Source organism: Roseiflexus castenholzii DSM 13941 (genome assembly GCF_000017805.1).
In the GTDB taxonomy this organism is placed as follows: domain Bacteria; phylum Chloroflexota; class Chloroflexia; order Chloroflexales; family Roseiflexaceae; genus Roseiflexus; species Roseiflexus castenholzii.
Genome location: NC_009767.1, coordinates 326,293 through 350,736 on the forward strand (window position 1 = coordinate 326,293; position 24,444 = coordinate 350,736).

General features: G+C 61.8%; 19 protein-coding genes. 9 read left to right on the plus strand and 10 right to left on the minus strand.

The window, feature by feature from the left end; translation table 11 throughout:
• Positions 1 to 675: 675 nt before the first annotated feature.
• Complete coding sequence (locus RCAS_RS01395) at positions 676 to 3,054, minus strand: RCC1 domain-containing protein (RefSeq protein WP_011997801.1); 2,379 nt, start codon at positions 3,052 to 3,054, stop codon at positions 676 to 678.
• Positions 3,055 to 3,765: 711 nt separating this feature from the next.
• Here RCAS_RS01395 and RCAS_RS01400 point away from each other — a divergent pair.
• Positions 3,766 to 5,775, plus strand: coding sequence for an alpha/beta fold hydrolase (locus RCAS_RS01400; RefSeq protein WP_011997802.1), 2,010 nt, complete (start codon positions 3,766 to 3,768; stop codon positions 5,773 to 5,775).
• A gap of 324 nt (positions 5,776 to 6,099) precedes the next feature.
• Here RCAS_RS01400 and RCAS_RS01405 read toward each other — a convergent pair whose 3' ends face one another.
• The 7 genes from RCAS_RS01405 to RCAS_RS01435 form a co-directional block, all read right to left on the minus strand.
• Complete coding sequence (locus RCAS_RS01405) at positions 6,100 to 7,344, minus strand: ABC transporter permease (protein ID WP_011997803.1); 1,245 nt, start codon at positions 7,342 to 7,344, stop codon at positions 6,100 to 6,102.
• Between the two features lie 6 nt (positions 7,345 to 7,350).
• Positions 7,351 to 8,184: an ABC transporter ATP-binding protein gene (locus RCAS_RS01410; protein WP_011997804.1), complete on the minus strand. Its 834-nt coding sequence runs from the start codon at positions 8,182 to 8,184 to the stop codon at positions 7,351 to 7,353.
• A 65-nt stretch (positions 8,185 to 8,249) separates the two neighbouring features.
• Entirely contained in the window at positions 8,250 to 10,013 is a 1,764-nt protein-coding gene (locus RCAS_RS01415) for an efflux RND transporter periplasmic adaptor subunit (RefSeq protein ID WP_011997805.1), read from the minus strand.
• Positions 10,014 to 10,101: 88 nt separating this feature from the next.
• Positions 10,102 to 10,725, minus strand: coding sequence for a TetR/AcrR family transcriptional regulator (locus RCAS_RS01420; RefSeq protein ID WP_011997806.1), 624 nt, complete (start codon positions 10,723 to 10,725; stop codon positions 10,102 to 10,104).
• Between the two features lie 596 nt (positions 10,726 to 11,321).
• A complete protein-coding gene (locus RCAS_RS01425; RefSeq protein ID WP_011997807.1) occupies positions 11,322 to 11,528 on the minus strand; it encodes a DUF2283 domain-containing protein in 207 nt (68 codons plus the stop codon).
• Positions 11,525 to 11,809, minus strand: a complete 285-nt coding sequence (locus RCAS_RS01430; RefSeq protein ID WP_011997808.1) for a DUF4258 domain-containing protein — start codon at positions 11,807 to 11,809, stop codon at positions 11,525 to 11,527. Before RCAS_RS01430 ends, RCAS_RS01425 begins: the two co-directional genes overlap by 4 nt.
• Before the next feature lie 303 nt (positions 11,810 to 12,112).
• Entirely contained in the window at positions 12,113 to 13,666 is a 1,554-nt protein-coding gene (locus tag RCAS_RS01435; RefSeq protein ID WP_011997809.1) for an aldehyde dehydrogenase family protein, read from the minus strand.
• A 513-nt stretch (positions 13,667 to 14,179) separates the two neighbouring features.
• Here RCAS_RS01435 and RCAS_RS01440 point away from each other — a divergent pair.
• The 3 genes from RCAS_RS01440 to RCAS_RS01450 all read left to right on the plus strand — a co-directional run bounded on the left by RCAS_RS01440 (position 14,180) and on the right by RCAS_RS01450 (position 17,892).
• On the plus strand, positions 14,180 to 15,499 hold the full coding sequence (locus RCAS_RS01440; protein ID WP_011997811.1) for an extracellular solute-binding protein: 1,320 nt from the start codon (positions 14,180 to 14,182) through the stop codon (positions 15,497 to 15,499).
• A gap of 360 nt (positions 15,500 to 15,859) precedes the next feature.
• Positions 15,860 to 16,300, plus strand: a complete 441-nt coding sequence (locus RCAS_RS01445; RefSeq protein WP_011997812.1) for a DUF6069 family protein — start codon at positions 15,860 to 15,862, stop codon at positions 16,298 to 16,300.
• Positions 16,297 to 17,892 carry a hypothetical protein gene (locus RCAS_RS01450; protein WP_011997813.1) on the plus strand — a complete coding sequence of 532 codons (1,596 nt, stop codon included), beginning with the start codon at positions 16,297 to 16,299 and terminating at the stop codon, positions 17,890 to 17,892. The genes RCAS_RS01445 and RCAS_RS01450 overlap by 4 nt, the downstream gene beginning before the upstream one ends.
• Positions 17,893 to 18,419: 527 nt before the next feature.
• On the opposite strand, the gene RCAS_RS01455 is transcribed toward RCAS_RS01450, so the two are convergent.
• Positions 18,420 to 18,731 carry a hypothetical protein gene (locus RCAS_RS01455; RefSeq protein WP_011997814.1) on the minus strand — a complete coding sequence of 104 codons (312 nt, stop codon included), beginning with the start codon at positions 18,729 to 18,731 and terminating at the stop codon, positions 18,420 to 18,422.
• 98 nt (positions 18,732 to 18,829) lie between these two features.
• Positions 18,830 to 19,162 (minus strand): helix-turn-helix domain-containing protein, encoded by a 333-nt coding sequence (locus tag RCAS_RS01460; RefSeq protein ID WP_011997815.1) that lies wholly within the window; start codon positions 19,160 to 19,162, stop codon positions 18,830 to 18,832.
• A 178-nt stretch (positions 19,163 to 19,340) separates the two neighbouring features.
• Between RCAS_RS01460 and RCAS_RS01465 the strand changes: the two genes are divergently transcribed.
• From RCAS_RS01465 to mdh, 5 genes are all read left to right on the plus strand, one after another.
• A complete protein-coding gene (locus RCAS_RS01465) occupies positions 19,341 to 19,967 on the plus strand; it encodes a hypothetical protein (RefSeq protein ID WP_011997816.1) in 627 nt (208 codons plus the stop codon).
• A 150-nt stretch (positions 19,968 to 20,117) separates the two neighbouring features.
• Positions 20,118 to 20,483: a TraR/DksA family transcriptional regulator gene (locus tag RCAS_RS01470; RefSeq protein WP_011997817.1), complete on the plus strand. Its 366-nt coding sequence runs from the start codon at positions 20,118 to 20,120 to the stop codon at positions 20,481 to 20,483.
• 557 nt (positions 20,484 to 21,040) lie between these two features.
• Complete coding sequence (gene lspA, locus RCAS_RS01475; protein WP_011997818.1) at positions 21,041 to 21,616, plus strand: signal peptidase II; 576 nt, start codon at positions 21,041 to 21,043, stop codon at positions 21,614 to 21,616.
• Between the two features lie 211 nt (positions 21,617 to 21,827).
• The gene (locus tag RCAS_RS01480) at positions 21,828 to 22,796 is read left to right on the plus strand and encodes an RluA family pseudouridine synthase (RefSeq protein ID WP_041330127.1); all 969 of its coding nucleotides are present in this window, start codon (positions 21,828 to 21,830) and stop codon (positions 22,794 to 22,796) included.
• Positions 22,797 to 23,412: 616 nt separating this feature from the next.
• On the plus strand, positions 23,413 to 24,342 hold the full coding sequence (gene mdh / locus RCAS_RS01485; RefSeq protein ID WP_011997820.1) for a malate dehydrogenase: 930 nt from the start codon (positions 23,413 to 23,415) through the stop codon (positions 24,340 to 24,342).
• Positions 24,343 to 24,444: the final 102 nt, after the last annotated feature.

Consider the following 24,444-nt stretch of genomic DNA (forward strand, 5'->3'; position numbering starts at 1 on the left):
TGCGGTGCGTTATTCCGGCACTATACTGTTGGGTTGTCAACGCATAGGGGAGCGAATAAACGAACATCCAGGCGGCGCGCCCTGCGCTTCACGCCGCTTGCCGCTCACCACTCGTCTGTGTCTCGCGCGACTCTCTCGCCTCTTCACCTGCCATCCTGAGCGCGTTATTCGGCACAGCAGAGGAAGAGAAAGGGGGTGGCGCTGGCGCCATTGGACTGCGCACTTCAGTTGCCAACCAAACGACTACGCAGGGATACTCCGCACTGGCAACCGAAATATGGACAGGCTATTATACCAGTGAAGATTGCTTGTCATTCCGAGCCCTTCGCTTCGCTCAGGGTAAACTCAGCGAGGAATCTAAGCGGGTCGCGTAAGACCCCTCGCGCTGCTCGGGGTGACCATGCCGGATGGTCGCAGGGAATTGGTATTACTTGTACGTGTTGGCGCCGAGCAACCCGATTCGACTGAGTGACCTTGCCGGATGGTCACAGAGAATTGGTATTACTTGGTCTGATCCTGGAATCATAGTATCTCTTCCATCTGGCGGCATAACGGTTTGGATCTCAGCCGCAGCGCCGGAGCGAGCGGAGCGTATCGGCTGGCGGGTTGGGCGCACCCTGTGTTTGACCGGGCAGCAAGGCGATCCTGGGACCGCCTTGCTGCCCGATGCCTCCATTACCCTTTGATAACCAGGGGCAGGTAGACCTTCGGCAGAGTCACCACCACCACATCCACCGGCGTGGTGCGATACAGCAGTCTGCCGTCACCCAGTTGCCCAGAGGAGTTGGCGCCCCAGCACATCACCCCGCCGCTGCTCGTCCGCGCACAGGTGTGAACCACACCCGCTGCAATGGCCGTCACCCCGCTCACCAGCCCGCTGACCGCCACCGGCGTGCTGCTATCGGTGTACGAGCCGTCGCCCAGTTGCCCATACCTGTTGGAAGCCCAGCACCACACCCCGCCGCTGCCGGTCCGCGCACAGGTGTGAAAGCGACCCGCTGCAATGGCCGTCACTCCGCTCGGCAGCCCGCTGACCGCCACCGGCGTGCTGCTATCGGTGTACGAGCCGTCGCCCAGTTGCCCAGACCAGTTGGCACCCCAGCACCACACCCCGCCGCTGCTGGTCAGCGCACAGGTGTGAAAGCTACCCGCTGCAATGGCCGTCACCCCGCTCGGCAGCCCGCTCACCGCCACCGGCGTGCTGCGGGCGGTCGTCGTCCCGTCGCCCAGTTGCCCAGAGGAGTTGGCGCCCCAGCACCACACCCCGCCGCTGCTGGTCAGCGCACAGGTGTGCAAGTCACCCGCTGCAATGGCCATCACCCCGCTCGGTAGCCCGCTGACCGCCACCGGCGTGCTGCGGGCGGTCGTCGTCCCGTCGCCCAGTTGCCCAGACCAGTTGGCGCCCCAGCACATCACCCCGCCGCTGCTGGTCAGCGCACAGGTGTGAACCCCACCCGATGCAATGGCCGTCACCTCGCTCGGCAGCCCGCTCACCGCCACCGGCGTGCCGCGGTCGGTCGTCGTCCCGTCGCCCAGTTGCCCAGAGGAGTTGCGGCCCCAGCACCACACCCCGCCGCTGCTCATCAATGCACAGGTGTGAGAGCCACCCGCCGCAATCGCCGTCACCCCGCTCCCCAGCCCGCTCACCGCCACCGGCGTGCTGCGGTCGGTCGTCGTCCCGTCGCCCAGTTGCCCAGACCAGTTGTCGCCCCAGCACATCACCCCGCCGCTGCTCGTCCGCGCACAGGTGTGATCATCACCCGCTGCAATCGCCGTCACCCCGCTCACCAGCCCGCTGACCGCCACCGGCGTGCTGCGGGTGGTCGTCGTCCCGTCGCCCAGTTGCCCGTCCTTGTTGCGACCCCAGCACCTCACTCCGCCGCTGCTCATCAATGCACAGGTGTGAAAGTCACCCGCCGCAATGGCCGTCACCCCGCTCCCCAGCCCGCTCACCGCCACCGGCGTGCTGCGGTCGGTCGTCGTCCCGTCGCCCAGTTGCCCGAAGAAGTTGTAACCCCAGCACCACACCCCGCCGCTGCTCGTCAGCGCACAGGTGTGAGAGTCACCCGCTGCAATGGCCGTCACCCCGCTCGCCAGCCCGCTGACCGCCACCGGCGTGCTGCGGGCGGTCGTCGTCCCGTCGCCCAGTTGCCCAGACCAGTTGGCGCCCCAGCACATCACCCCGCCGCTGCTCGTCCGCGCACAGGTGTGAAAGCCACCCGCCGCAATCGCCGTCACCCCGCTCGCCAGCCCGCTCACCGCCACCGGCGTGCTGCGGTCGGTCGTCGTCCCGTCGCCCAGTTGCCCAGACCAGTTGTCGCCCCAGCACCACACCCCGCCGCTGCTCATCAATGCACAGGTGTGAGAGCCACCCGCCGCAATCGCCGTCACCCCGCTCCCCAGCCCGCTCACCGCCACCGGCGTGCTGCGGTCGGTCGTCGTCCCGTCGCCCAGTTGCCCAGACCAGTTGTCGCCCCAGCACATCACCCCGCCGCTGCTCGTCCGCGCACAGGTGTGATCATCACCCGCCGCAATCGCCGTCACCCCGCTCGCCAGCCCGCTCACCGCCACCGGCGTGCTGCGGTCGGTCGTCGTCCCGTCGCCCAGTTGCCCAGACCAGTTGTCGCCCCAGCACATCACCCCGCCGCTGCTCATCAGCGCACAGGTGTGCGCATAACCCGCTGCAATCGCCGTCACCCCGCTCGTCAGCCCGCTCACCGCCACCGGCGTGCTGCGGTCGGTCGTCGTCCCGTCGCCCAGTTGCCCAAACCCGTTGCGGCCCCAGCACATCACCCCGCCGCTGCTCGTCAGCGCACAGGTGTGCGCGCCACCCGCGGCAATGGCCGTGACGCCCTGCAACGGAGAGAAGGACGATGTATGCAGACGTGTGGCTGTTGATGGCGGTTCCGTGGTTGTTGATGGCGGTTCCGTGGTTGTTGATGGCGGTTCCGTGGTCGTTGGCGTTGGTGCGGTGTGACCGGTCTGCGCGCTCCACAGGATCCCCCCCACGACCGACACGACCAGCAACCAGCGCAGTATGGTTCGGTGGTTCATTGCATCCTCCGACGGATTTCACCGACTGCTTCACAAAACGATACGCCTGCAACTGGGGGCAACGTTCTTGCCTCCGTCGTCGCCGAAGAGTATTCACCTACTGCTCCATAAAGCGATACGCCTGCAACGCCGGCATCGGCGGCAACCCGAATTCGGTCGGTTGCTCTGGCCGAAGTATACTGTCTACCGGTCCGGGTTGTCAAGGGAAACATTTTTTTCTTGCCCGGCACGCCTGCGCCCACGCGCAGGGCGTTGGTCGGCTGATGACCTGTCGCGTGGTCACGTTCCGCTGGCGATGCGATGGCGGCGTGGCGATCCCCGCAGGGCGGTCGGTGAGCGGGGGCGGAGCGCGGCACGCGCTGCTGCGCTCGCTTGCCGATACCCCTTCTGCATCCTGGCGTCTTGGTGTTTTCGTGTTATACCAATGACCTGTGACCATCCGGCATGGTCGCCCCGAACAGAGCGAGGGGTCGTGCGCGACCCGCTCAGATTCCTCGCTGCGCTCGGAATGACCCGTCGCTGCGCGCCGAATGACAAGCATGCGGCATCTTCAATCGTCATTGGTATTAAGGGTCGCGCGTTCGTTCTCCCAACCTTTGCCGCCTTCAATCTGCACCCTCTGCATCCACGATGCCCCACGTTCCGCCCGATTACGGTACAATGTACAAAAATATGACATCGTAACGAATGGCGGAGAAGGGAAACGCATTCATGCACCTGCGGTTTGCTCTCTTGATCATCGCGCTCTTCTTGAGCGCGTGTGCGGTTCCGTCGGCATCGAATCCGACGCCAACCCTGGCGCCGGGCGCCGAAGCATTGCTCGGCGCGCCGACGACAACGCCGGTTCCGGCGCCGACCGCGGCGCCGGGGTCTACGGTCGCGCCAACGGCGACGGCGGTGCGGACGGTTGCACGCTATGAAACGGCAAATTGCGAATTTCCGCCGCCAGGCGGTGTCTCGGTCGAGTGCGGTTGGCTGACAGTCCCGGAGGATCGCGCGAAACCCGATAATGGCAGAGAAGTGCGCCTCCACGTCGCCATTTTTCGCAGCACCCGCCCCGACCCGCCCCCCGATCCCATCGTCTACCTCGAAGGGGGTCCTGGCGTCGATGCGCTGGAGCGCCTGCCATTAGTGTTCGATCTCTGGTTTCGACCGTTCCTTGCCAATCGCGACTTTATCCTGTACGACCCGCGCGGCGCCGGTTATTCGACTCCGTCGCTGGCGTGCCCTGAGCTGACGAAACTCAGTTTTGATATGCTGCCGATGGATGTTCGCGCTGCTGAAAGTTCGCGTCTCTGGGGCGAAGCGGCGCTCAAATGCCGCGAACGCCTGGTTGCGGAAGGCATTGATCTGGCGCAGTACAATACGCTCACCGGCGCCGCCGATCTGGAGGACCTGCGCCTGGCGCTCGGCTATGAACAGTGGAACCTGATCGGCAGTTCGTATGGCACGCGCCTGGCGCTCACCGCCATGCGCGAGTATCCGCAGGGCATTCGGAGCGTGGTGCTCGACTCGACGCGCCCGCCGCAGATCAATGAGTCGCAGACGCCGGCCGATGCTGAGCGCGCCTTTCAGACGCTGTTTCGCGGTTGCGCCGCCGACCCGGATTGCAATGCGGCGTACCCCGACCTCGAGCGGGTGTTCTATGACCTGGTAGAGAAACTCAATACGCAACCGGTGACGTTGCCCGGTGTTGATCCGTTTACCGGACGCACCTACGAGGTGTTGATCAACGGCGATACACTGATCAGCACATTGTTCCAGGCGATGTATTCGACGGAAATCATTCCGCTGCTGCCGCGCGCGATCTATGGTGCGGCGCAGAAGAATGAGTTCAGTCTGTGGGTGCGTCTGATCATGAACAATGTCTCGCAGAGCGACTATTTCAGTTATGGAGTGATGTATTCCTCACGCTGCTATGATGAGATTCTCTTCGAGACGCGCGAGGCGATGGCAAAGGCGGATGAACCCTTTCCGCATCAGCAGGACGTGTTCGATATGACGGCGTTCTGGGACATCTGCAACGCCTGGGGTGTCGGTGTGGCGCCGCCAATCGAAAATCAGCCGGTGCGCAGCGCTATTCCTGCGCTTATCCTCGCCGGAACCTACGACCCGGCGACGCCGCCGGATGATGGCAAAGAAGCAGTGGCGACGCTGCGCAACGGTTTCTTCTTCGAGTTCCCATCATCGGGTCACGGCGTTCTTCTCGATGGCGGTTGCCCGTTAAGCATGGCGCTGGCGTTTCTCGATAATCCGCAGCGCCAACCGGACGCGGCGTGTCTGGCGCAGCTCGGCGGACCGGCGTTCGATGTCGAAGGTGCGGCGGTGCGCATGATCCCGTTCCGCGATAGCGATGCGGGTATTGCCGGCGTCACGCCGCAGGGATGGACCAATTTCGGGCAGGGCGTGTATGGCCGTCCGTCAGGTGATGTCGCCATCGTTCAGATGCGGACGCCGCTTTCGGCGCTCGAAATGCTGGCGAGATTAGACCAGCAGTTCGATCTGGATAGCAAGCCTGAATCGGCGGGTGAGTACCGCAGCGAACGCTATGCCTGGCAACTCTACACCGCAACGATCCGTGGACAACCGACCGACATTGCGCTGACAGAGGACGGCGGTCGTGCGTTGCTGGTGCTGATGATCAGCGACCCGGGCAATCGCGATGAGATGTATGAGCAGGTGTTTCTGCCGGTGCTCGATGCGCTGCGGGTGATTTCGTAGGAAGAACTGAGAACTGAGAACTGAGAACCGGTCTCCCCGCAGTGACCGTTACCGCTGGTATTCCCCGCCTGCCCCGTCACACCCGCCGCGCGGCGCGACGATCAGGCAGGCGCTGGCAACCTGGTGGTGACAGTTACCTTTCGCCGCGTTCAACGGCGCAGACCTTTGAGGTCGGTCGCGTGCGCGACTTTCTCGTGACCCGTTCACACCAACATAACGCTCTGGCACGGGCAGGAATCACGTCTGAGATCCCAAAGGTCGGCAAACCTTCCCACCTTCAACCTGCAATCCTCTCGCCTCCCCTCTCCCTTCTCACCTCTCACCTCATTCGTACCGCAACGCTTCGATTGGCAGGAGAAGCGCCGCGCGCCGCGCCGGATAGTAGCCGAAGCCGACGCCGATAGCGCACGCAAAGGTCAGCGCCAGGAAAACGGCAACCCACGAGATCGACACGGACAGCCCGGCAGCCGCGCCAACCAGCGTCACCAATCCAATGGCGCCGGTCACGCCGATCAGACTGCCCGCCACGCTGATGGCGACCGCTTCCAGCACAAACTGACTCAGCACATCGCTATCGGTGGCGCCAAGCGCCTTGCGCACGCCGATTTCACGGGTGCGCTCGGTAACCGCCACCAGCATGATGTTCATAATGCCAATGCCGCCGACGACCAGGCTGATGCCCGCGACCAGCGCAATAAACCCCGTGATCGCGCCGTTGATGCCTGCCAGCACGTTGAGCGCCTGCGTCGGCAGGTTCAGGCGGAAATCATCGATTGCGCCATCGGGCACATTGCGGGTTGCGCGCAATGTCGCAGTCACCAGCGCCTCGCCGCGCGCCACCATCTGTTCGCTCTGCAAACTGATCAGAATGCTGCTCATCTGCAACCCGCGACCAGGCAGGTCCTGACTGCCGGCGATGCGCAACCGCGCCGTGCTGACCGGCGTCAGAATACGCTGATCGGAAGAGAAAGGTCCGCCAAGTTGTCGCAAGATGCCGACAACCTGGAGCGGTTGTCCGTTGACCTCGATAGTCTTGCCGATGGCATCTTTCACGTTCTCTTTGCCGAAGAGGTCTTCGGCGATCAGCGCGCCCAACACAGCCACTCGCGCCGCCTGCCGGTCGTCGTCGTCGGTCAGGAACCGGCCATACTGCACCGGCACGGTTTGTACCAACTGGTAGTCCTTCGTTGTGCCAACGACGGTTGGGTTGGCGGCAGAACTGCCGAAACGCGCCTGCACGCGGAGCGAGACTTCGGGAACGATGGTGCGGAAGACATCCGGATGACGCGCCACGAGTTGCTCCAGCGCGCGATAGTCCTGGATCGACAGCAGACCGTAGCCGGGAATATCACGCGCGCCACGCGCCTGTGGATCGCCGGGGAGCACCGCAATCCGGCGCGTGCCCAGATCGACGAAGCGCTCGAAGACCTGGCTCTGCAATGCGTTGCCGAGCGACAGAACGGCGACCAGCGTGGCGGAGCCGATGATGATGCCCAGCATCGTCAGCAGCGAGCGGAACATGTTCGCCCGCAGGCTGTCAACCGCCATGAGTGCAAGTTCTTTGAACACGGGCGCTTACTCCTGTTCTGTGCGGATAACCGGCACTGCGACCGGTTCTTTTTCGCGCATCGGCAACTCCAGTTCTTCCGCTGCCGGAACAACGTGGTAATACTCTTGCAAAATGTTCTCGCTTATCCGCCCGTCGCGCAGCCCGATGACCCGATCCATCTGCTTGCCGATCTCCGGGTCGTGCGTGACGATGACGATGGTGATGCCCTGTTCGCGGTTCAACTGCCGAAAGAGCGCCATGATCTCCGCGCCGGTGCGCGTGTCGAGCGCGCCAGTCGGTTCGTCGGCGAGCACCATTGCCGGATTGCTCACCAGCGCACGGGCGATGGCGACGCGCTGCTTCTGACCGCCAGAGAGTTCATTCGGGCGGTTGTTCATTTTTGCGCCCAGTCCAACGGCTTCAAGCGCCTGACGGGCGCGCTCCTCACGCTCGCGCGCACCGACACGCCCGTAGACGAGCGGCAGTTCCACATTCTTCAGGGCGGTCAGCCGCGGCAACAGGTTGAAGTTCTGGAAGACGAAACCGAGTTTCTGGTTGCGCACCCGCGCCTGCTGCACACGATCGAGTTTGCTGACGTCCTGCCCGTCGAGCCAGTAGGAACCCGACGTCGGCACATCGAGCAGACCCAGGATCGTCATCAGCGTGCTTTTGCCGCTGCCCGACGGACCCATAATAGCGACCATCTCGCCGCGATGAATGTCGAGCGATACGTCGTCGAGCGCGCGGAAGCGATTGCCACCAGTGATGAATTCCTTCGTCACATGCTCAATGCGCACCACCGGCTCGGTCACGAAATCAATCGCTCCGACCGGAGTAATGTATTCTGTCTCAGGATGCATGGTTCTGTATCTCCTTGCGTCCTCCCACAGGTCTGAGCGCCGGTGAGAGGACATGGCATCTAGTCTTATCGAGCGCCGGGCAACAGCACCTGCTGCCCTTCCTGCAATCCGCTCACAATTTCGACCCGGTCGCCAGCGCGAATGCCAACCTCGACCGGCTGCGCAACCAGAGTTGTGCGCCCGTTGTTGGTGACAATCACATCCACGACGGTCACGCCATTCTCTTCACGGATCGCCTGAACCGGAACGCTGATTGCGTTTTCGCGCTTCGCGGTGATAATCGTGGCGCTTGCGGTCATACCCGAGCGCACTGGCCGTTCGCCGGGCGTCACTTCGAGTTCCACCTCATAGGCAGTGACATTGCGCTCATTGGTCGCCTGTGGTGCGATGCGCTGCACCACGCCGGTCAGCGGCGGCGGACCAAGGGCATCGATCAGGACTTCGACTTCCTGACCGGGCGCAACGCGCGCTACGTCTACTTCATCGACCGTCACAGTAACGTTGAAACGGCTTACGTCGATCAGCGTCAACACCGGATTCTGACCGGCTTGCTCGCCAGGGGCCACGGTGATGCGCGCGACCACGCCGGTGAAGGGCGCTTTCAGGGTTGTATCATCAAGCCGGATCTGCGCCAGGTCGAGCTGTGCCTGCGCCTGCGCCACCCGCGCCTGTGCGCGCGCCAGATCGGTTGCGCGCGGATCGGCAGTCAGGCGCGCCAGGTTGGCTTCGGCAGCCGCAAGGTTCGCCTGTTGCGCTGCCAGCGCACCCTGACGCTGCTCGCCGAGCAGGCGGGCAAGGTCGGCTTCCGCCTGTGCCAGCGCCGCGCGCGCAGCAGCAATGCGATCAGGGTTGGGGGTAAGCAGGGCATCGAGGTTTGCCTGTGCGGTTGCGACGCGCGCCTCAGCCTCCGCCAGTCCGGTGATTTCGTTCTGGCGCGCCGTTTCGTGGGCAATACGCGCCTGATTGAGCGCCCGTTCCGCATCTTGCATAGCGCGCTCCGCCTGCGCGAACGCATCGGCATAGGCGCGCTTGCCTGCATCGGTGAGTGGCGCGCCGGTCAACGGGTCCTTGCCGTCCGCCTCGACCCGCGCCAGATTGTCGCGCGCGGCGGCGAAGGCAGTCTGCGCATCGCGCAAACGATTGGCGCGCTCGAACACCTGGCGTTCGGCATCGATCTTGGCGGTTGCAAGAGCGCTGCGCTGCCGATCAAGCGCCGCCTGCGCTTCGGTGAGCGCCGCGCGCGCTGCCGTCAATTCATCGTTGTTCGGCGCCCCTTGCAGGGCGCTCAGGCGGGCGCGCGCCTCCTCGACACGGGCGCGGGCTGCGGCGATGTCGGCGTTTGTAACACTGCCAGCGGTTTGCGCCAGCGCACCCCGTGCAGATTCGACCTGCGCCTGTGCCTGTGCGATTTCTTCCGGCGTTGCGCCCTCCTGCAACTGCCGCAGATCGGCTTCTGCTTGCGCCAGCGCCGCGCGCGCCGACGCTATCTGCGCCTCGGCTTCGCGGCTGTCGAGCCGGATCAGCGGCGCACCGGCCTGAACCAGATCGCCTTCGGCGACCAGGATGTCGGCGACGCGACCGGGGAGGGTAAAACCAAGCGCCGCTTCCTGGCGCGGTTCGATGCGTCCGGTGGCGCTGATGCCGGCAATGAGCGTTTCACGGGTAATGGTGACCGGCGTGCCACCCCGAAGCGGATCGGCGCCGCTGCCCGCCAGCCGTGGCACAACCAGAGTGGCGACGACAGCAACTATTAATACTGCCGCGATAATGACCGGCAGCGAAGGCCGGGGAAACCGTACACCAGGTTTTGCCTGTGGAACAGAAGTCACGAGTCTCTCCTTTGAACAAAACTTCACCTATGCCTTTCCACAGCAATTGCGAAAAGGCGTCTCGAAAGCAATCGCCCGTCGGGGCAGTCTAACGCGCGGCAGTGCCGTAAAGGAAGAGATCGACCAGCGTCTCAGCAGAGAAATGGTCGGTCGAAATCGACTGATATATGTCGCTGCGCTCTGGTTCGACCGGCGGCGCCGTCTGGCGCTGGAACCCTTCCATCAGACCCAGGAACAGCATGGTCAGATCATCGGCGCTGCGTCCCCGCAGTTCACCGCTGTCGATCCCCTGCTGCATCACCTCGCGCAACGGATCGACCATGTAGCGTTTGAACGCTTCAGCCAGGCGACGCTGACGCTCCGGGTTCAGGTGCTCACGCGCCTGATGACGCATCATGCGCGTGTCGCTGTTGGGTTCATGGAGCAGCACCTGCGCCAGCGCAACCAGGCGAGCGCGCGTGTCGGGCTGATTGGCGATGGCGCGCCGCATCGTTGCGTACATTTCTGCCAGCATATGGATCGCCACGAGCACGAACAACTCTTCCTTATCGGAAAAGTGGTAGTACAGCGTTGGCTTGGTCACATCGGCAGCCTGCACAATGTCGCTGATCGACACCGCGCTATAGCCGCGCTGCATGAAGAGCCGCGTCGCCGTCATCAGAATGCGTGCTGCGGTGGGACCGTATGCCGGTTCGTTCAGGATATCTTGCATGGATGATCAACTGCGCTTGTGGAACTGAACGGTTGTGCGCACTCCTTTCCGCCTCTATTGTATCACTTTACCGAACGGTCAGGAATAGTCTACCATAATCGCACAGGTTTTGTCAATAGTCTGCAATGGATTAATTGCAGGCGCTGTGCGACGGCAGGGCGCACGGTCGGAAAGCAGGCGCAGGCGTGTGCGAGCGTGGAAGTAATGGTTTTTGAGAAATTAATCCGGTATCGCCACGTCCAGCCCGCGCAGGCGAACTTCGCTTCCCGTAGCTCGCGACTTTAGTCGCCGGGCCACAAGGCGGATAGCGGAATAATTATTCAAAGTCCATTAAGGGCAACCGTCCTGTCAGGTGTACAATGACCGGAGAACGTCTATGTACGGCGCTCAACCAGCGCGCCCATTAAAGAGGCTTTCCTGCCGAAGCGTTTATGGAGCAGAGGGGTAGGTTTTCTGGCTGAAGCGCTTGTGGAGAGACGATCTCTTCCAGCATGTCCTGAACCAGGTTGACCTCAAAGGAGCGACATGTTTCTGGAAGTTGCGGGCTGGCAATGCATGTGGATGAATTCTCTGCGCCATGTGGTAGAGCACACGACTCACAGCGTCGGAAGCGTCACCTGATATTCGATACGCTCTGGCGACGCAACTCGACGCGAAGCGTCCAGAATCTCGATGGACACCAGATTACCAGCCATATCGTAATCAAGAATCACGCCAGGCTTGTCCTCGTCGCTCTCCGCAACCAGCGTGTCAGCAAAGATGACAGTCAGCGTATCGGTTTCGCGATCATAGATGACCTTCATTCCTTCCCCCAATACTTCGCAACCTTGCTTGTACGATAAACTGTGACGACTACAGGCGGGATAACATCAACGTCGACAAAAACACGGACAAGGTAGAGTTTGGGCGGATCACCAATCTGAAAGCGTGACTGATAGACTGCGCGACCTTCCCGCACGATTTCAACCTGTTCAGGGGCTGCCAGAACGCTGGTGATCTCGCTCTCGCTGATCTGGCGACGACTCATTTCATTTCGAGCGTGCTCAGATATGCGATAGTGGGCAATGGGCTGCGCGTTTGTCATTGTTCATGTGTTGGCACGCCTGTCTCGCACGATGTGAAGTATACACCATCTCTGTTCTGAGGCGAAGGTCATCCCCAGCATGAGGCGTTGATCGGTAATCATCACTGCGGCTTGGGAAGTCGTGCAGTGGCCGCGAACGGTCGCTCAGCCAGCATGAGGCGTTGATCGGTAATCATCACTGCGGCAACTGGTCTGGCACAGCGATACGTTGCGACTGCGACAACGGAAAGAGGGCGCCAAGACGCGACCCATCCGCATCTCAAACGCCCTCCCAAACATTGGTTACCACTTCTGATCCCCGATCTACAACCCCGCTTCCTCACTCTGATCGCGTTGCGGGATGAGCACGTCCCACCAGACGCGCCCGCTGCGCTTCTGCATCAGATCGACATGGATGTGCTTCAGTTCGGTGTACGCCATCAAGCCGTAGATACCGTGTTCGCGCCCGATGCCGCTCTGCTTGTAGCCGCCAAATGGCGCACGCGGCAGAATGATGTGATGGTCGTTGATCCAGACAGTACCGGTGCGGATGCGCTTGGCGACCTCAATCGCGCCTTGAAGATCACGTGACCAGACGGCGGCGCCAAGCCCATAGCGACTGGCATTCGCCAGTTCAATCGCCTCCGTCACGGTCCGGTACGGAATGACCGATAGCACCGGACCAAAGATTTCTTCCTGCGCCAGGCGTGTGCCGTTCTGCACACCGGTGAAGATCGTTGGTTCAATGAATGGACCATACTCAAAACCGGGGATCCGTGCGCGTTTGCCGCCGGTCACCAGGCGCGCGCCTTCGTGCTTGCCGACATCGATGTACTCCTCGACGATCCGGCACTGCGCTTCGGAAACGAGCGGACCCAGGTCGGTTTCCAGATCGAGCGGGTCGCCGATCCGCAGCGAGCGGGCGCGCGTCACCAGACGCTCGAGAAACTCGTCGTGCAGGCTTTCTGGCACCAGGCAGCGCGTTCCTGCTTCACAACTCTGCCCGCCGTTGAAAAAGACGCCGAATAGCACGCCATCGGTGGCGAGTTCGAGATCGGCGTCGGGCATCACCAGGCTCGGCGACTTGCCGCCGAGTTCGAGGGTCAGGCGCTTGATCGTATCGCTCGCCAACCGCATGATATGACGCCCGGTTTCGGTCGATCCGGTGAACGACACCTTGTCCACGCCGGGATGCCGCGCCAGTGCGTCACCAACCTCCGCCCCCGGACCGGTCACGATATTCAGCACGCCGCGTGGCAGCAACCCGGCTTCGTGAATCAGTCTCATCAGCATGAGCGCTGTCAGCGGCGTGTAGGACGCTGGTTTGAGCACCACAGTGTTCCCCGCAGCCAGCGCCGGTGCGATCTTCCAGATCGTCATGAGAAGCGGATAGTTCCACGGCACAATCTGCCCGCAAACGCCGATCGGCTCACGCCAGACGAAATTCCAACTCACCGAGGGAATATCCGTCCACGGCAGCGCCTCATACGGATGGATCGTCGCCAGTTCGGCGAACACGCGCAGATGCTCGACCGACCACGGAATATCGACAAAGGTCGTCTTGCGCAGCGGGGCGCCAAGGTTGCGCGACTCGAGTTCGGCAAATTCGGCGGTGTGCTCTTCGATCAGGTCGGCAATCGCATTGAGGATGCGCGCGCGTTCGTGACCGGGAGTGTGGGGCCAGGGACCGCGATCAAACGCTTCACGTGCTGCTGCCACGGCGCGATCCACATCGGCTGCCGAGCCGCGCGCTACATACGCCATCGTCCGCCCACGCGCCGGTTCGTTGACCGGCATCAGGCCGCCTTCGGCATCGACCCAGCTGCCATTGATATACAACCCATAGCACGGGAGATCATCTGTGATGTGGTCGTCCATGACCGTCCTCCTGGAAGTGTGCATGCATGCCGCTTTGCGTCATCATACCATGACATGGCGCTATGGGGCAATCATGAAATAGCATTGCGCCACTGCTATGCCACAGTGTGAGCCGATAGGCGTTCACAAATCGGCGCGTGACGATGCGTTCGGCAACGGCTTGACCGCCCGCGTTCCGAACCATCCGCCAGCGTCCAGAGTGGAACACACCGTTCAAAGACGGCGTTATCGGCGCCCGAAACGTCATTGGAGAATGACCATGACGAAAGACGGCAGCCTGCTCGCTTCTGCTATAATGTTCGATGGAATAGTCGCCCAAGCGATCAACCAGGGATTTGCTGCTGCAAGAGCAGTTTGGCAGAGCATGGAACGCGGATTTCCACAGGTTGATACCCATGCATTGATTGCTCGTCATGACCGCAGCGCCATCGTGATCCGCGTTTCTGATCCGATACATTGCGTTAGCACGACGACGTCTCTTGCAGGCTCAGGTCGAGGTGAAAGGAAGTTGCTATGCAGTGGCCTGTGTTGGTGCGCCGGGGATGGCTGGTCGTGCTGTCCTCCCTGCTCCTGGTGTCGTGCGGGTTGCTCGAACCGCCGCCGCCGACTCCGACGCCTGAGCCGCGCGTGTTGCGCGTCTACACTGTGCGCGACCCCGCTATCGAGGGGGTGGTTGAGATTGTCAGCCAGGAGTTTCGCCGTCGTCATCCCGACGTGCAGATTGAACTCATCGACGGCAGCGGCGATTATAGCGAATTGCGAGGCAGCGCCGCAGCCGGCAACGTTCCCGATGTCGTCTGGCTGATCGATATGCTGACCGAGTCGCTGCTCGAGTCTGATCTAATCATCGATCTGGAAGAATTCGCCAGAGGCGACGACAGCGTCAACCTGGCAGATGTGCATCCGATGGCGCTGGAACTCGGACGATCCCGCAAGCGCCCTGGTCTGTTCATGATTCCGGTATCGCTCGAAACCATTCAGATGTATTACAACCGTTCGCTCTGGGAACAATCCGGCGCGCCGCTGCCGCGCGATGACTGGACATGGGATGATCTGATCGCAGCGTGCAAACGCCTTCAGGGGGCGGCGCCAGGGGTTGATTGCCTGAGTTTCACGAATGCCAGCCTAAACGGCTACGCCTGGTGGGTTTACTGGCTGCCGTGGGTGCGCGGCGCTGGCGGCGATGCGCTCAGCGCTGACGGAACGCAATCAACGTTGAGTTCGCCGCAGTCGCTCACAGGGTTGCAGGCATATGTCGATCTCTGGCTCACGCACAAAATCGCAGCCCCACCCGCTTCTGGCGGACGCGACTGCTTCGTGGATCAGACGTGCGCTGCATTCTTTTCGTTTGCCGGCGTTGCGCAGCGGTACCGCGATCAGATCGGCGACCGCTTCGCCTGGGATGTGCAATTGGTTCCGAGCCATCCGGCAGGACGCTTCACCGGCATCGGCACGTATGGCTTCGCCGTAACGCGCGCCTCGCGCGATCCGCAACTGGCATGGGATTTTGTGAAAATCTTTATTGCTCCAGAAACGCAGCGTGCGCTGACGGCTGCACATCTGGGCACGCCGGTGCTCCTGTCGTTGAGTAACGATCCGACAATGATGCAACTGCCCGCGCCACCGGCGAACATGCGCGCGTTTGTGATCGGGCGCGAGGCAGGTATTGCACCGCCGCGCTACCCGACGGCATGCGGCAGCGTCTACACCGGTCCGGTGGCGTCGGCTCTCGATGACGCGCTCAACGCCGCAGTGCGCGGGTTGGCGTCCGTCGAGGGGGCGTTTGCGGTTGCAGACCGCAAGATACAGACATGCCTGGATGCGAATCGGTAGGCGTGAGAATCGGGAACTGAGAACTGAGAACCAGGAACTGAGAACCGGACACGACGGCGCGCCCCATCCGCGCCTATCCGTGCGCACCCTCCCCCCATCCGCACCCATCCGTCGCAATCTGTGCCTATCCGTGCGCACCCTCCCACCATGCGCCGGAACACAACCGACCACCGGGCGACGCTCAGGAGAACGTCGCTCCCTTGTGATAACAGCCACGTCCGCTGGTCATCGCTGTGTGTGAGAGCCGGGCATTGAGATCAGGGGGTCATCCATCGCCTGGCATCTGATATAATAGTCGGGAGAAAAAAATCGCTTTTGCGTGCTCCACCCGCATCGTGCAGTCACCAGGAAACCTGTAATATGTCCACAATTGCACAGACACGCTTCTCAAACGCAACGTTACTCAGAGCTGGCGGCGCAGCGGCACTGGCTGCGGTTGCGGCAAATGTCGTCGCTCGCCTGATCCTTGGGGCAGTTATGCCGCTGCCGCCGGATTTCATGCCATTGACGTTCGGACCGATCATTGCCTTTACGCTCTTCTTTACGCTCATCGGCATCGGAGTGCTCGCCGTGGTCAATCGTGTCGCTGCCAATCCGCTCCGAACCTACAACATTATCGGCGTCATCGCGTTCTTTGTGTCGCTCGCGCCAAATCTGGCGGGCGCCGCCAATCCATCGGCGATGCCAATGGGAGGAACCGGGACCGATTATCTCATCCTGATCGTCTTCCACGTCGTGGCAGCGGCGGTGTTCCTTGGGGTTCTGAACCTTCTGGTGCGCAGGATGCAACCGCACAGATGATCCGTCGCTTGATCATCCTGGCGCTGGCATCCCTTGGCGCTTCTTCTCTCTACCTCCCCGGCTTCACCAATGCGCTGCTGGCTGATGATTGGGCTGTGATCCAGCGCAACCTCGATCTGTCGCTCCGTGACCTGCCGCACCTCCTCACTGCGACCCACGGCGGTTGGTATCGTCCGGTGTTCGACCTCTTCATCGCTGCCTGCGCCCGAATCTTCGGCTTCGAGGCAATGGGGTATCACGTTGTCGCGTTGGTGCTGTACGTCGCAGTGACAACGCTGGTTGCCGACATTATCAGTACAATGACACAACGTATCGATATTGGGATGCTGGCAGCCATCCTCTTCAGCGTTCACGGAGCGCACGCCGAACCGATACTGTGGGTCTCGGCATCGAACGAACTGCTGGCAGGGTTGTTCGTTCTGCTCAGCCTGCGGATCTATCTGGCATTCCGCACTGCCCCGGCGCCGGGCAGATATTACGCGCTGACGGTCGTATGCTACGTGCTTGCTATTGGCGCGAAAGAAACCGCCATCTTCCTTCCTGTTGCGCTTGCAGTCTACGATCTGCTCGATGCAAACGCAGAGACATGGCGCGAACGCCTCCGCCGCCTCACGCCGGTGGCGCCGCTGCTGGCAATTCAGGGGCTGTTCGTCGCCTTTCGCCTCTCGACCGGTTCGCCCTATCCGGTTGAGATCGATCCTGTCCGGATCGCCATCAATCTTGGGTATTACCTGGCAGTCGGACTCTTCGCGCTGCCGGACAACTATGGCTATCTGACATCGCTCCCTCTCTGGCGGGATCAACCGGTTCTGCCATTCGTCGCCGTGACCGGTGCGACGGGCGCGCTGGGTATGCTGGGATGGCTGGGCTGGCAGGCGCGCCAGCGCATCCCCCGCCATCAGGCGCGCATCCTGCTGTTTGCCGCAGCGTGGAGCGCCATTGCGTTGCACCCGGTCCTCCTGACTGCCACCGGTCGCACCGCATTCATGGCAACGATCGGGATCGCCTGGATGATCGCCGTGGGATGGAGTGCAGTCTGGCAGGTGGCTGAAGAGCGGCGAGCATTGTGCGTTACGGCGCTGATCCTGCTGATCGGAACGCACGCAGGCGTCGCCTCATACCGCGCATACTGGTGGCGCCAGGCGGGGCGCGAAATGGAACGCGCCCTCGCATGGATGGACTCAACCCTGACAGATGTTCCTTCTGGCGCAATTGTGTGCGTGACCGGATTGCCGGATCACCTGCATCATGCCTATGTGTTCAGAAATGCGTTTCCGACACTCAATCGAGTGCGCTTTCCCGATCACATGGTGCATGCGTTTCTCGATGCCGACAGGCATCTGGCACAGACCGCCGAAGTGTGCAAGAGCGCATATATCATTCACTACATCGACGCTCCCTTGCCCGCTGCTGCCAGATCAGCGCGCTTCTGCTATGCTTTGGACTACGTTATACCAATGACGATTGACGATGCCGCATGCTGGTCATGCCGCGCGCAGCGACGGGTCATGCCGCGCGCAGCGACGGGTCATGCCGCGCGCAGCGAGGAATCTGCACGGGTCGCGCAAGACCCCTCGCGCGGCTCGGGGTGACCATGCCGGATGGTCACCGGTCATTGGTATTACCCTGTCCAATTCCTCGCTGTGTCGTCCTGTGGTCAGCGCGCAGCGTCATGCTCACGCGCAATTGCCAGCGATGAGGCTATCAGCCAGCGACAGGCGACGATCACCTGAACGCAACTCTGCGCTCATCGTCGGCAACATATTCGAGCCAATGGGAGTTTGCCGCTTCTCTCATCTGTGCGCAGGTGAGCTCTGCGCGCTCATCGCCGGCAACATATTCGAGCCAATGGGAGCATCGCCTTTATGCGGCTTCTCCTGTCGAGTGCCGTCTGTTCACGTCGTCGCATAGCCCGACACTGCCGCGAAGCGCGACAGGTCCGCCACAAAACCGTTCACAGGCAACCGGATTCCCTGCGATGCCTGCGCGATTGTGACCCTGCACGACGCGATAGAGCGGTGGAGGGCGCAGCACAATGCTTTCCATTCGCTGCGCTCGGAACATCGGCTGCTGCGCGCCGTATCACGGCGAAGGCACAGCGTGAGGGGTGACGCACCCCTCACGCGCGCCGTCGGCGGGGCGGAATGCCGAGCCGACGGCGCCAGTTGCCGAGGGTGCTGACCGAGACGTTGAGCGCAATCGCGATCCGGGTGAGCGGCAGTTGTTCTTCCAGGTACAGGCGACGGAAGAGCGCCTCGTCGAATGGCCTGGCGGTAAAACGCCCTGTGCGAAGCGTTACGCCGCATTGCCGCAGGTAGCGCGCAATGGTGGCCGGATGACAATCATACAGGCGCGCCAGCGTGATCGTGGTGGCGCCCGCCTCGTACATGGCGCAAAGACGGTCACACGGCAGGGAAAGACGACGCGGCATGGCACCTCCACACGTTTTCGTGTAAATCCGGTAAAAAAGAAGGACGCTTCGACTGCGCCCTTCTTTTCGATCTATTCTAACACGGAAACGTGTATGTGTCAATCGCTGTTGGCGCCTGCCCCGCCGGCATCGACGCGCTCGGCAGGCGCCTCGCCATTGTGCTGTGCACCATCGCCATCAGCGGGCGTTTCGGCGGTTTGGGGCAGATACGGAAAACCGGCGCGCTCAGCCACCATGCTCAACGTTTTCTGGGTCGAGCGATGCGGCGTATGCAGACCGGTTTCCCATTCGCTGATCGTCTGCTGCCGCACCTCCAGCAGATCTGCCAGTTCGCGTTGAGTCAGGTCCATATGTTCTCGCAACGCGCGAATCATTTCAGGCTTCCAGACATACGTCGCCCGGCGGCGGCGCCTGTTCTGTTCTGTGCTCATACGCTTTCTCCCCTCTACAGCCCATCAGTGCCACATAATTCAATTTGTATCAATATTGTAACACGCCAGCGGATTGTTTGAAAAGGCGCAAACGTTGACACACCGTTCATTCGACGCCGCTTGTCGTATACGACGCCTGGCGGTACAATAACAGGTACGACTCCTGATACCACGGGGGATGGCATTGATCAGTTACGAAGAACTCGCAACAGGGCTGGAAGAAGCCTGGCTGATCGCCGGTCTGCACGAACATGCCGTGATCGAGAGCATTCAACCGGAGACGCTGGATCGCACTTACCGCGCTGAACTCTTCCCCGAACATCCTGAACCGATCGGCGAGGGATGGTCGCCGCCATGGGTCGAACTCAACCTGGTCTGGACGGCGGCGCACCAGTTGTATTCGGAAGGACGCGACATCGCGCCGGGTCCGCTCGAACTGGCATGGACCTACACCGTCGATATTCGGTCGGTTGATCGTAGCGATGCTGAGTTGATCCGCGCGTTCAACGGCGCAGTGCGCGCCGCGCTGCGCCGCGTTGCGCCGGATTTCCCCCCGCCGGCGGACTATATCGCCGTCGAAATCCGTCGCGGCTACCGCATCGATGAGAAGCCATCGCCCGTGTATGTTCAGATTATCGGCACGAATGTGACCGATCTGAGTGATCTCTGGGGGCAGCGGAGTTCGGAAGCGCTGCGCGATGTGTTGCGCAGCGAGTTACTCATCGTGGCGACGCTGCTGCATAGCCTGGGGGAGACGTTTACTCCTGGCGGCATTGGCGGTTATCGCTCGGTGGATACAGCGTAACCGCGTTTGATCTTGCGGCGTGGTATAATAACGGTGTGCAAAACAGGGCATCCATGCCAGGGGCATGGATGTGGTTTGGATGATGGGTGCAGGTGCGGCAGAAGACGCTGCCGAGCCTATCTTGTTGTTGGCGAGAAAGGAGCGGCGAAGATGCCATCGACGACGATCTTCGCAGCACAACGAGAGCGACTCGAAGCGGAGCGCGACGCATTACTCGCCGAGATCGCCGCACTGGAGCGGGAACGCGCCAGTCGTGAGGAGAGCGCCGGTATCGGAAATGTGGTTGCCGAAGAGATGATGGAAACGCTGGTGCGCGAACGTGACCTCGCTCTGCGCAGCAATGCGCGTGATCTGCTTGAACAGGTCAACGCCGCGCTGCGTCGCATCGATGAAGGCACGTATGGGATCTGCGCCGATTGCGGCGAACCTATCCCGCTTGAACGACTGGAGGCGCTCCCATATGCAACGCTGTGTGTCCGTTGCCAGGCGGCGCGTGAGCGCGCCCGGCGCTGGTAGTCTTCCTGGCGCATCTGTGGACGGGCGGGCGCCAACAGCCCCTTGCGGTTCGGTGCGATTCCACAGGGGGCTGTCTGTTCATGCGCAAGACGCGCGGCGCGCGGCGAGGGACGAGCGGCGCGAAGGGGGGAAGGTCGTCATACAGGGCGCGCCGACGTGTGGCAAGTTCGTGGTGTCGTGGCACGCGGCGCGCAGGAAGATGACGGGTGAAAAGGTCGCAGATTGGAACGTGGCATTGCCCCCGGGCACATCTTCGTGTTCCTGGTGGATAGCAGGGTCCGGCAAAGGAAGAGGGAGCACGGAAGGCGGGAGGGGGCGGGTGGAAGGCGGTCAGATGGGGCGCGTTCCGCCTTGCACATTGCACGTTCCCGATCCCAGAGGTCTTGACTGTGGAACAACGTCAGCGGAGTGGCGCTGCTCATTGACAGACCGGCGCTGTGAGGGAGAGGCGTGGGGCGTAAGAGGCGAGAAGGTGGGAGGTTGGAGGTGGAAGACAAGATGGTTGACTTCTCGCTCCTAACCCCTTATCCCTGATTTTCAGAAAGCGACAGAGAGCATTGACCAATTCGCGCACAACCCTACGGCACGAGTTGCAACGTTATTGGTTGCGTCCGGCTGTGATTGCTGCAACAATTCTCGCCTTTGACCAGGCGACAAAAGCATGGGTGCTCAACACTTTGGGCACGGTCGAAGGGACATCCCGCCCGCTCATCGGCGACTGGCTGAGCCTGACGCTGATTCATAATACCGGCATTGCGTTCGGAATGTTCGATGCCGGCTTCTCGCATGTTTTCACGGCGACGTCGCTCATTATCAGCCTGGGCGCGATGTATTTTTACCGCTATCATCTGCCCGGACCACACCTCATCTCACAGGTATGCCTTGGGCTGATCGTCGGTGGCGCGATCGGGAATATCATTGATCGGTTGCGCTTTGGTTATGTCATCGATTTCGTGCACGTACACTGGTTCCCCGGCATCTTCAATGTCGCCGACAGCGCAATTACCGTTGGCGTCGCTGTGCTGGCGCTCTTCCTGCTGCTAACCGGCGATGGCGATCAACGGCGAGCAGGCTCCGACGATGCGCTCTTGAACGATCTCCTTAATCAGGACCCGCGCAGACCCGGTCCGTAGAGCGCAGTCGCACCGACAAGGCGGAACAGGGGCGGAAGAGGGGGGCGCAGGGCAAGCGGCAAGAGATACGAGCGACGCAGAGGCGGCGCGCCGCGACACGCAGTGCAACGGTCTGTCATTAAGGGCAGGGCGAGAGGCGGGAGAGATGGCAGGCGTATGACGGGCAAAGGTAGACGGCGCAGCCGCACACGCAAGAACCGAGTAAAGGGCATTGTCAGGGTCGAGCGAGGACATGGTGCATGGTGAACTGCTTCAACTGATCGTCGAGGCTGCCGATGAGGGTCATCGCCTGGACCGGTACATCGCCGGGAAAGTGCCCGATCTCTCGCGCACCTATGCTCGCCATTTGATCGAAGACGCCCGCGTGCTCCTCAACAATCGCCAGGTGCGTCCAGCCTCCCCTGTGCGCGTCGGAGATGTCGTCACCGTGCAATTGCCGGAACCACAGCCCGTCGGTCTGGTCGCCGAAGCGCTCCCGCTCCAGATTGTGTACGAGGACGATGATGTCGTTGTGATCGACAAGCCTGCGGGCATAGTTGTGCATCCCGCACCCGGTCACAACCGCGGCACGCTTGTGAATGCGTTGATCGCGCGCTATCCTGAGATGGCGATCAGCGGCGATCTGCGCCCCGGCATTGTGCATCGGCTCGACCGCGACACGTCGGGGTTGCTGGTGGCGGCGCGCAACGACCGCGCGTTGCATTCGTTGCAGGCACAACAGCAGGCGCGTCGCATGTTAAAAATCTATCTTGTGGTCGTCGAAGGACGGATGAATGAGTCTGGGGGGGTGATCGATGCACCCATCGCGCGCCATCCGACCGACCGGGTGCGCATGGCGGTGATGGCCGGCGGAAGACCGGCGCGCACCCACTGGCGCGTCCTGGAAGAACTGGGGGAGTATGCGCTGATCGAGGCGCGTCTGGAGACGGGACGAACCCATCAGATACGAGTGCATTTCGCCTCGCGCAATCGCCCCGTGCTCGCCGATCCGCTCTACGGACCGAAGCGTCCGCGCGCAACCTTTGGATTGACGCGCCAGTTTCTCCATGCGCATCGCCTGGGGTTTGCGCTGCCATCGAGCGGCGCATGGGTCGAGTTCACCTCGCCGCTGCCGGACGATCTGGCAGCAGCGCTCGCGCGATTGCGGCAGCGCGCCAACAGCGCCATCAGGCGCACGTGATGTCATACCAATAACGATTGAAGATGCCGCATGCTGGTCATTCCGAGCCCTTCGCTTCGCTCAGGGTAAACGCAGCGAGGAATCTGCGCGGGTCGCGCACAACCCCTCGCGCTGCTCGGGGTGACCATGCCGGATGGTCACCGGTCATTGGTATCAGCCCATGAGACGCAGGCGGTAGTCGGCATGACTATCAGCAGGTCATGCGCCAACCAAATCACATCATCGCCGAACGATCTTTGCTGCTGTTGATCCTGCTCTCGTCCGTGTCTCGCGCCCGACAATCGTCTCACCCACCGTTGTCGCAAGCAACGCTCCTCTCATCGTGTATTATGTGCAGGGTGAGACGTCAACGAACTGAGGATGGTCGCCCGAAAGTGGTTGGATTTACTCACGAAGTCGCTACGGTTGCGCCGAGGGTGTAATACCAATGACGCTTGACGATGCCGCATGCTGGTCATGCCGCGCGCAGCGACTGGTCATTCCGAGCCCTTCGCTTCGCTCAGGGTAAACGCAGCGAGGAATCTGCGCGGGTCGCGCACGACCCCTCGCGCTGCTCGGGGTGACCATGCCGGATGTTCACAGGTGATTGGTATAACCTTGTTGAAGAGGAGGAGTCATGAGACCGAAAATTTCGATCATCGGTGCGGGATTCGTTGGTTCGACCGCCGCTCACTGGATCGCGTCCAAGGAACTGGGTGACGTGGTGCTGGTCGATATCATTGATGGCGTGCCGCAGGGCAAGGGACTCGATCTGTTGCAGGCCGGACCCATCGAGGGATTCGATGTGAAGATCACCGGCACAAACGACTACGCTGCAACCGCAAACTCCGACATCATTATCGTGACCTCGGGCGCGCCGCGCAAACCCGGCATGAGCCGCGAAGACCTGATCCGCGTCAATGCCGACATCACGCGCGACTGCATCTCCAAGGCGGCGCCGCTCTCGCCCGATGCGGTGATCATTATGGTGAACAACCCGCTCGACACGATGACGTACCTGGCGAAGCAGGTGAGCGGCTTCCCCAAGAACCGCGTTGTGGGGCAGGCAGGCGTCCTTGATACTGCGCGCTACCGGACGTTCATCGCCATGGAAGCCGGGGTGTCGGTCGAGGATATTCAGGCGATGTTGATGGGGGGGCATGGCGACGAAATGGTGCCATTGCCACGCTTCACCACGATCAGCGGCATTCCGGTGACCGAGTTCATCAGCAAGGAACGGCTCGACGCGATCATTGAACGCACACGCAAAGGCGGCGGCGAAATCGTCAATCTGCTGAAGACGGGCAGCGCCTACTATGCGCCGAGCGCCGCGACCGTACAGATGGTCGAGGCGATCCTGCGCGATAAGAAGCGCGTGTTGCCGTGTGCCTGTTACCTCGAAGGCGAGTATGGATTGAACGACATCTACTTCGGCGTTCCGTGCGTCCTTGGCGCCGGCGGCGTCGAACGGGTGCTCGAACTGCCGTTGAACGACGAGGAAATGGCGCTGGTGAGAAAGAGCGCCGAAGCGGTGAGTTCGTCAATCGCAACGCTCAAGCAGATGTAGGTCTTGCGGCGACAATGACGATTGCACAGAACATGTGCGAGAGGTGGAGGGATGCCCGTTGCTCTGGCAGCGGTGCTCCCTCATATGTGATGTGTGAGCGTC

Coding starts and splice junctions, on each gene's coding strand:
- RCAS_RS01395 (WP_011997801.1), bottom strand. CDS start 3,054: ATGAACCACCGAACCATACTGCGCTGGTTGCTGGTCGTGTCGGTCGTG.
- RCAS_RS01400 (WP_011997802.1), top strand. CDS start 3,766: ATGCACCTGCGGTTTGCTCTCTTGATCATCGCGCTCTTCTTGAGCGCG.
- RCAS_RS01410 (WP_011997804.1), bottom strand. CDS start 8,184: ATGCATCCTGAGACAGAATACATTACTCCGGTCGGAGCGATTGATTTC.
- RCAS_RS01420 (WP_011997806.1), bottom strand. CDS start 10,725: ATGCAAGATATCCTGAACGAACCGGCATACGGTCCCACCGCAGCACGC.
- RCAS_RS01425 (WP_011997807.1), bottom strand. CDS start 11,528: ATGAAGGTCATCTATGATCGCGAAACCGATACGCTGACTGTCATCTTT.
- RCAS_RS01430 (WP_011997808.1), bottom strand. CDS start 11,809: ATGACAAACGCGCAGCCCATTGCCCACTATCGCATATCTGAGCACGCT.
- RCAS_RS01435 (WP_011997809.1), bottom strand. CDS start 13,666: ATGGACGACCACATCACAGATGATCTCCCGTGCTATGGGTTGTATATC.
- RCAS_RS01440 (WP_011997811.1), top strand. CDS start 14,180: ATGCAGTGGCCTGTGTTGGTGCGCCGGGGATGGCTGGTCGTGCTGTCC.
- RCAS_RS01445 (WP_011997812.1), top strand. CDS start 15,860: ATGTCCACAATTGCACAGACACGCTTCTCAAACGCAACGTTACTCAGA.
- RCAS_RS01450 (WP_011997813.1), top strand. CDS start 16,297: ATGATCCGTCGCTTGATCATCCTGGCGCTGGCATCCCTTGGCGCTTCT.
- RCAS_RS01455 (WP_011997814.1), bottom strand. CDS start 18,731: ATGCCGCGTCGTCTTTCCCTGCCGTGTGACCGTCTTTGCGCCATGTAC.
- RCAS_RS01460 (WP_011997815.1), bottom strand. CDS start 19,162: ATGAGCACAGAACAGAACAGGCGCCGCCGCCGGGCGACGTATGTCTGG.
- RCAS_RS01465 (WP_011997816.1), top strand. CDS start 19,341: ATGGCATTGATCAGTTACGAAGAACTCGCAACAGGGCTGGAAGAAGCC.
- RCAS_RS01470 (WP_011997817.1), top strand. CDS start 20,118: ATGCCATCGACGACGATCTTCGCAGCACAACGAGAGCGACTCGAAGCG.
- mdh (WP_011997820.1), top strand. CDS start 23,413: ATGAGACCGAAAATTTCGATCATCGGTGCGGGATTCGTTGGTTCGACC.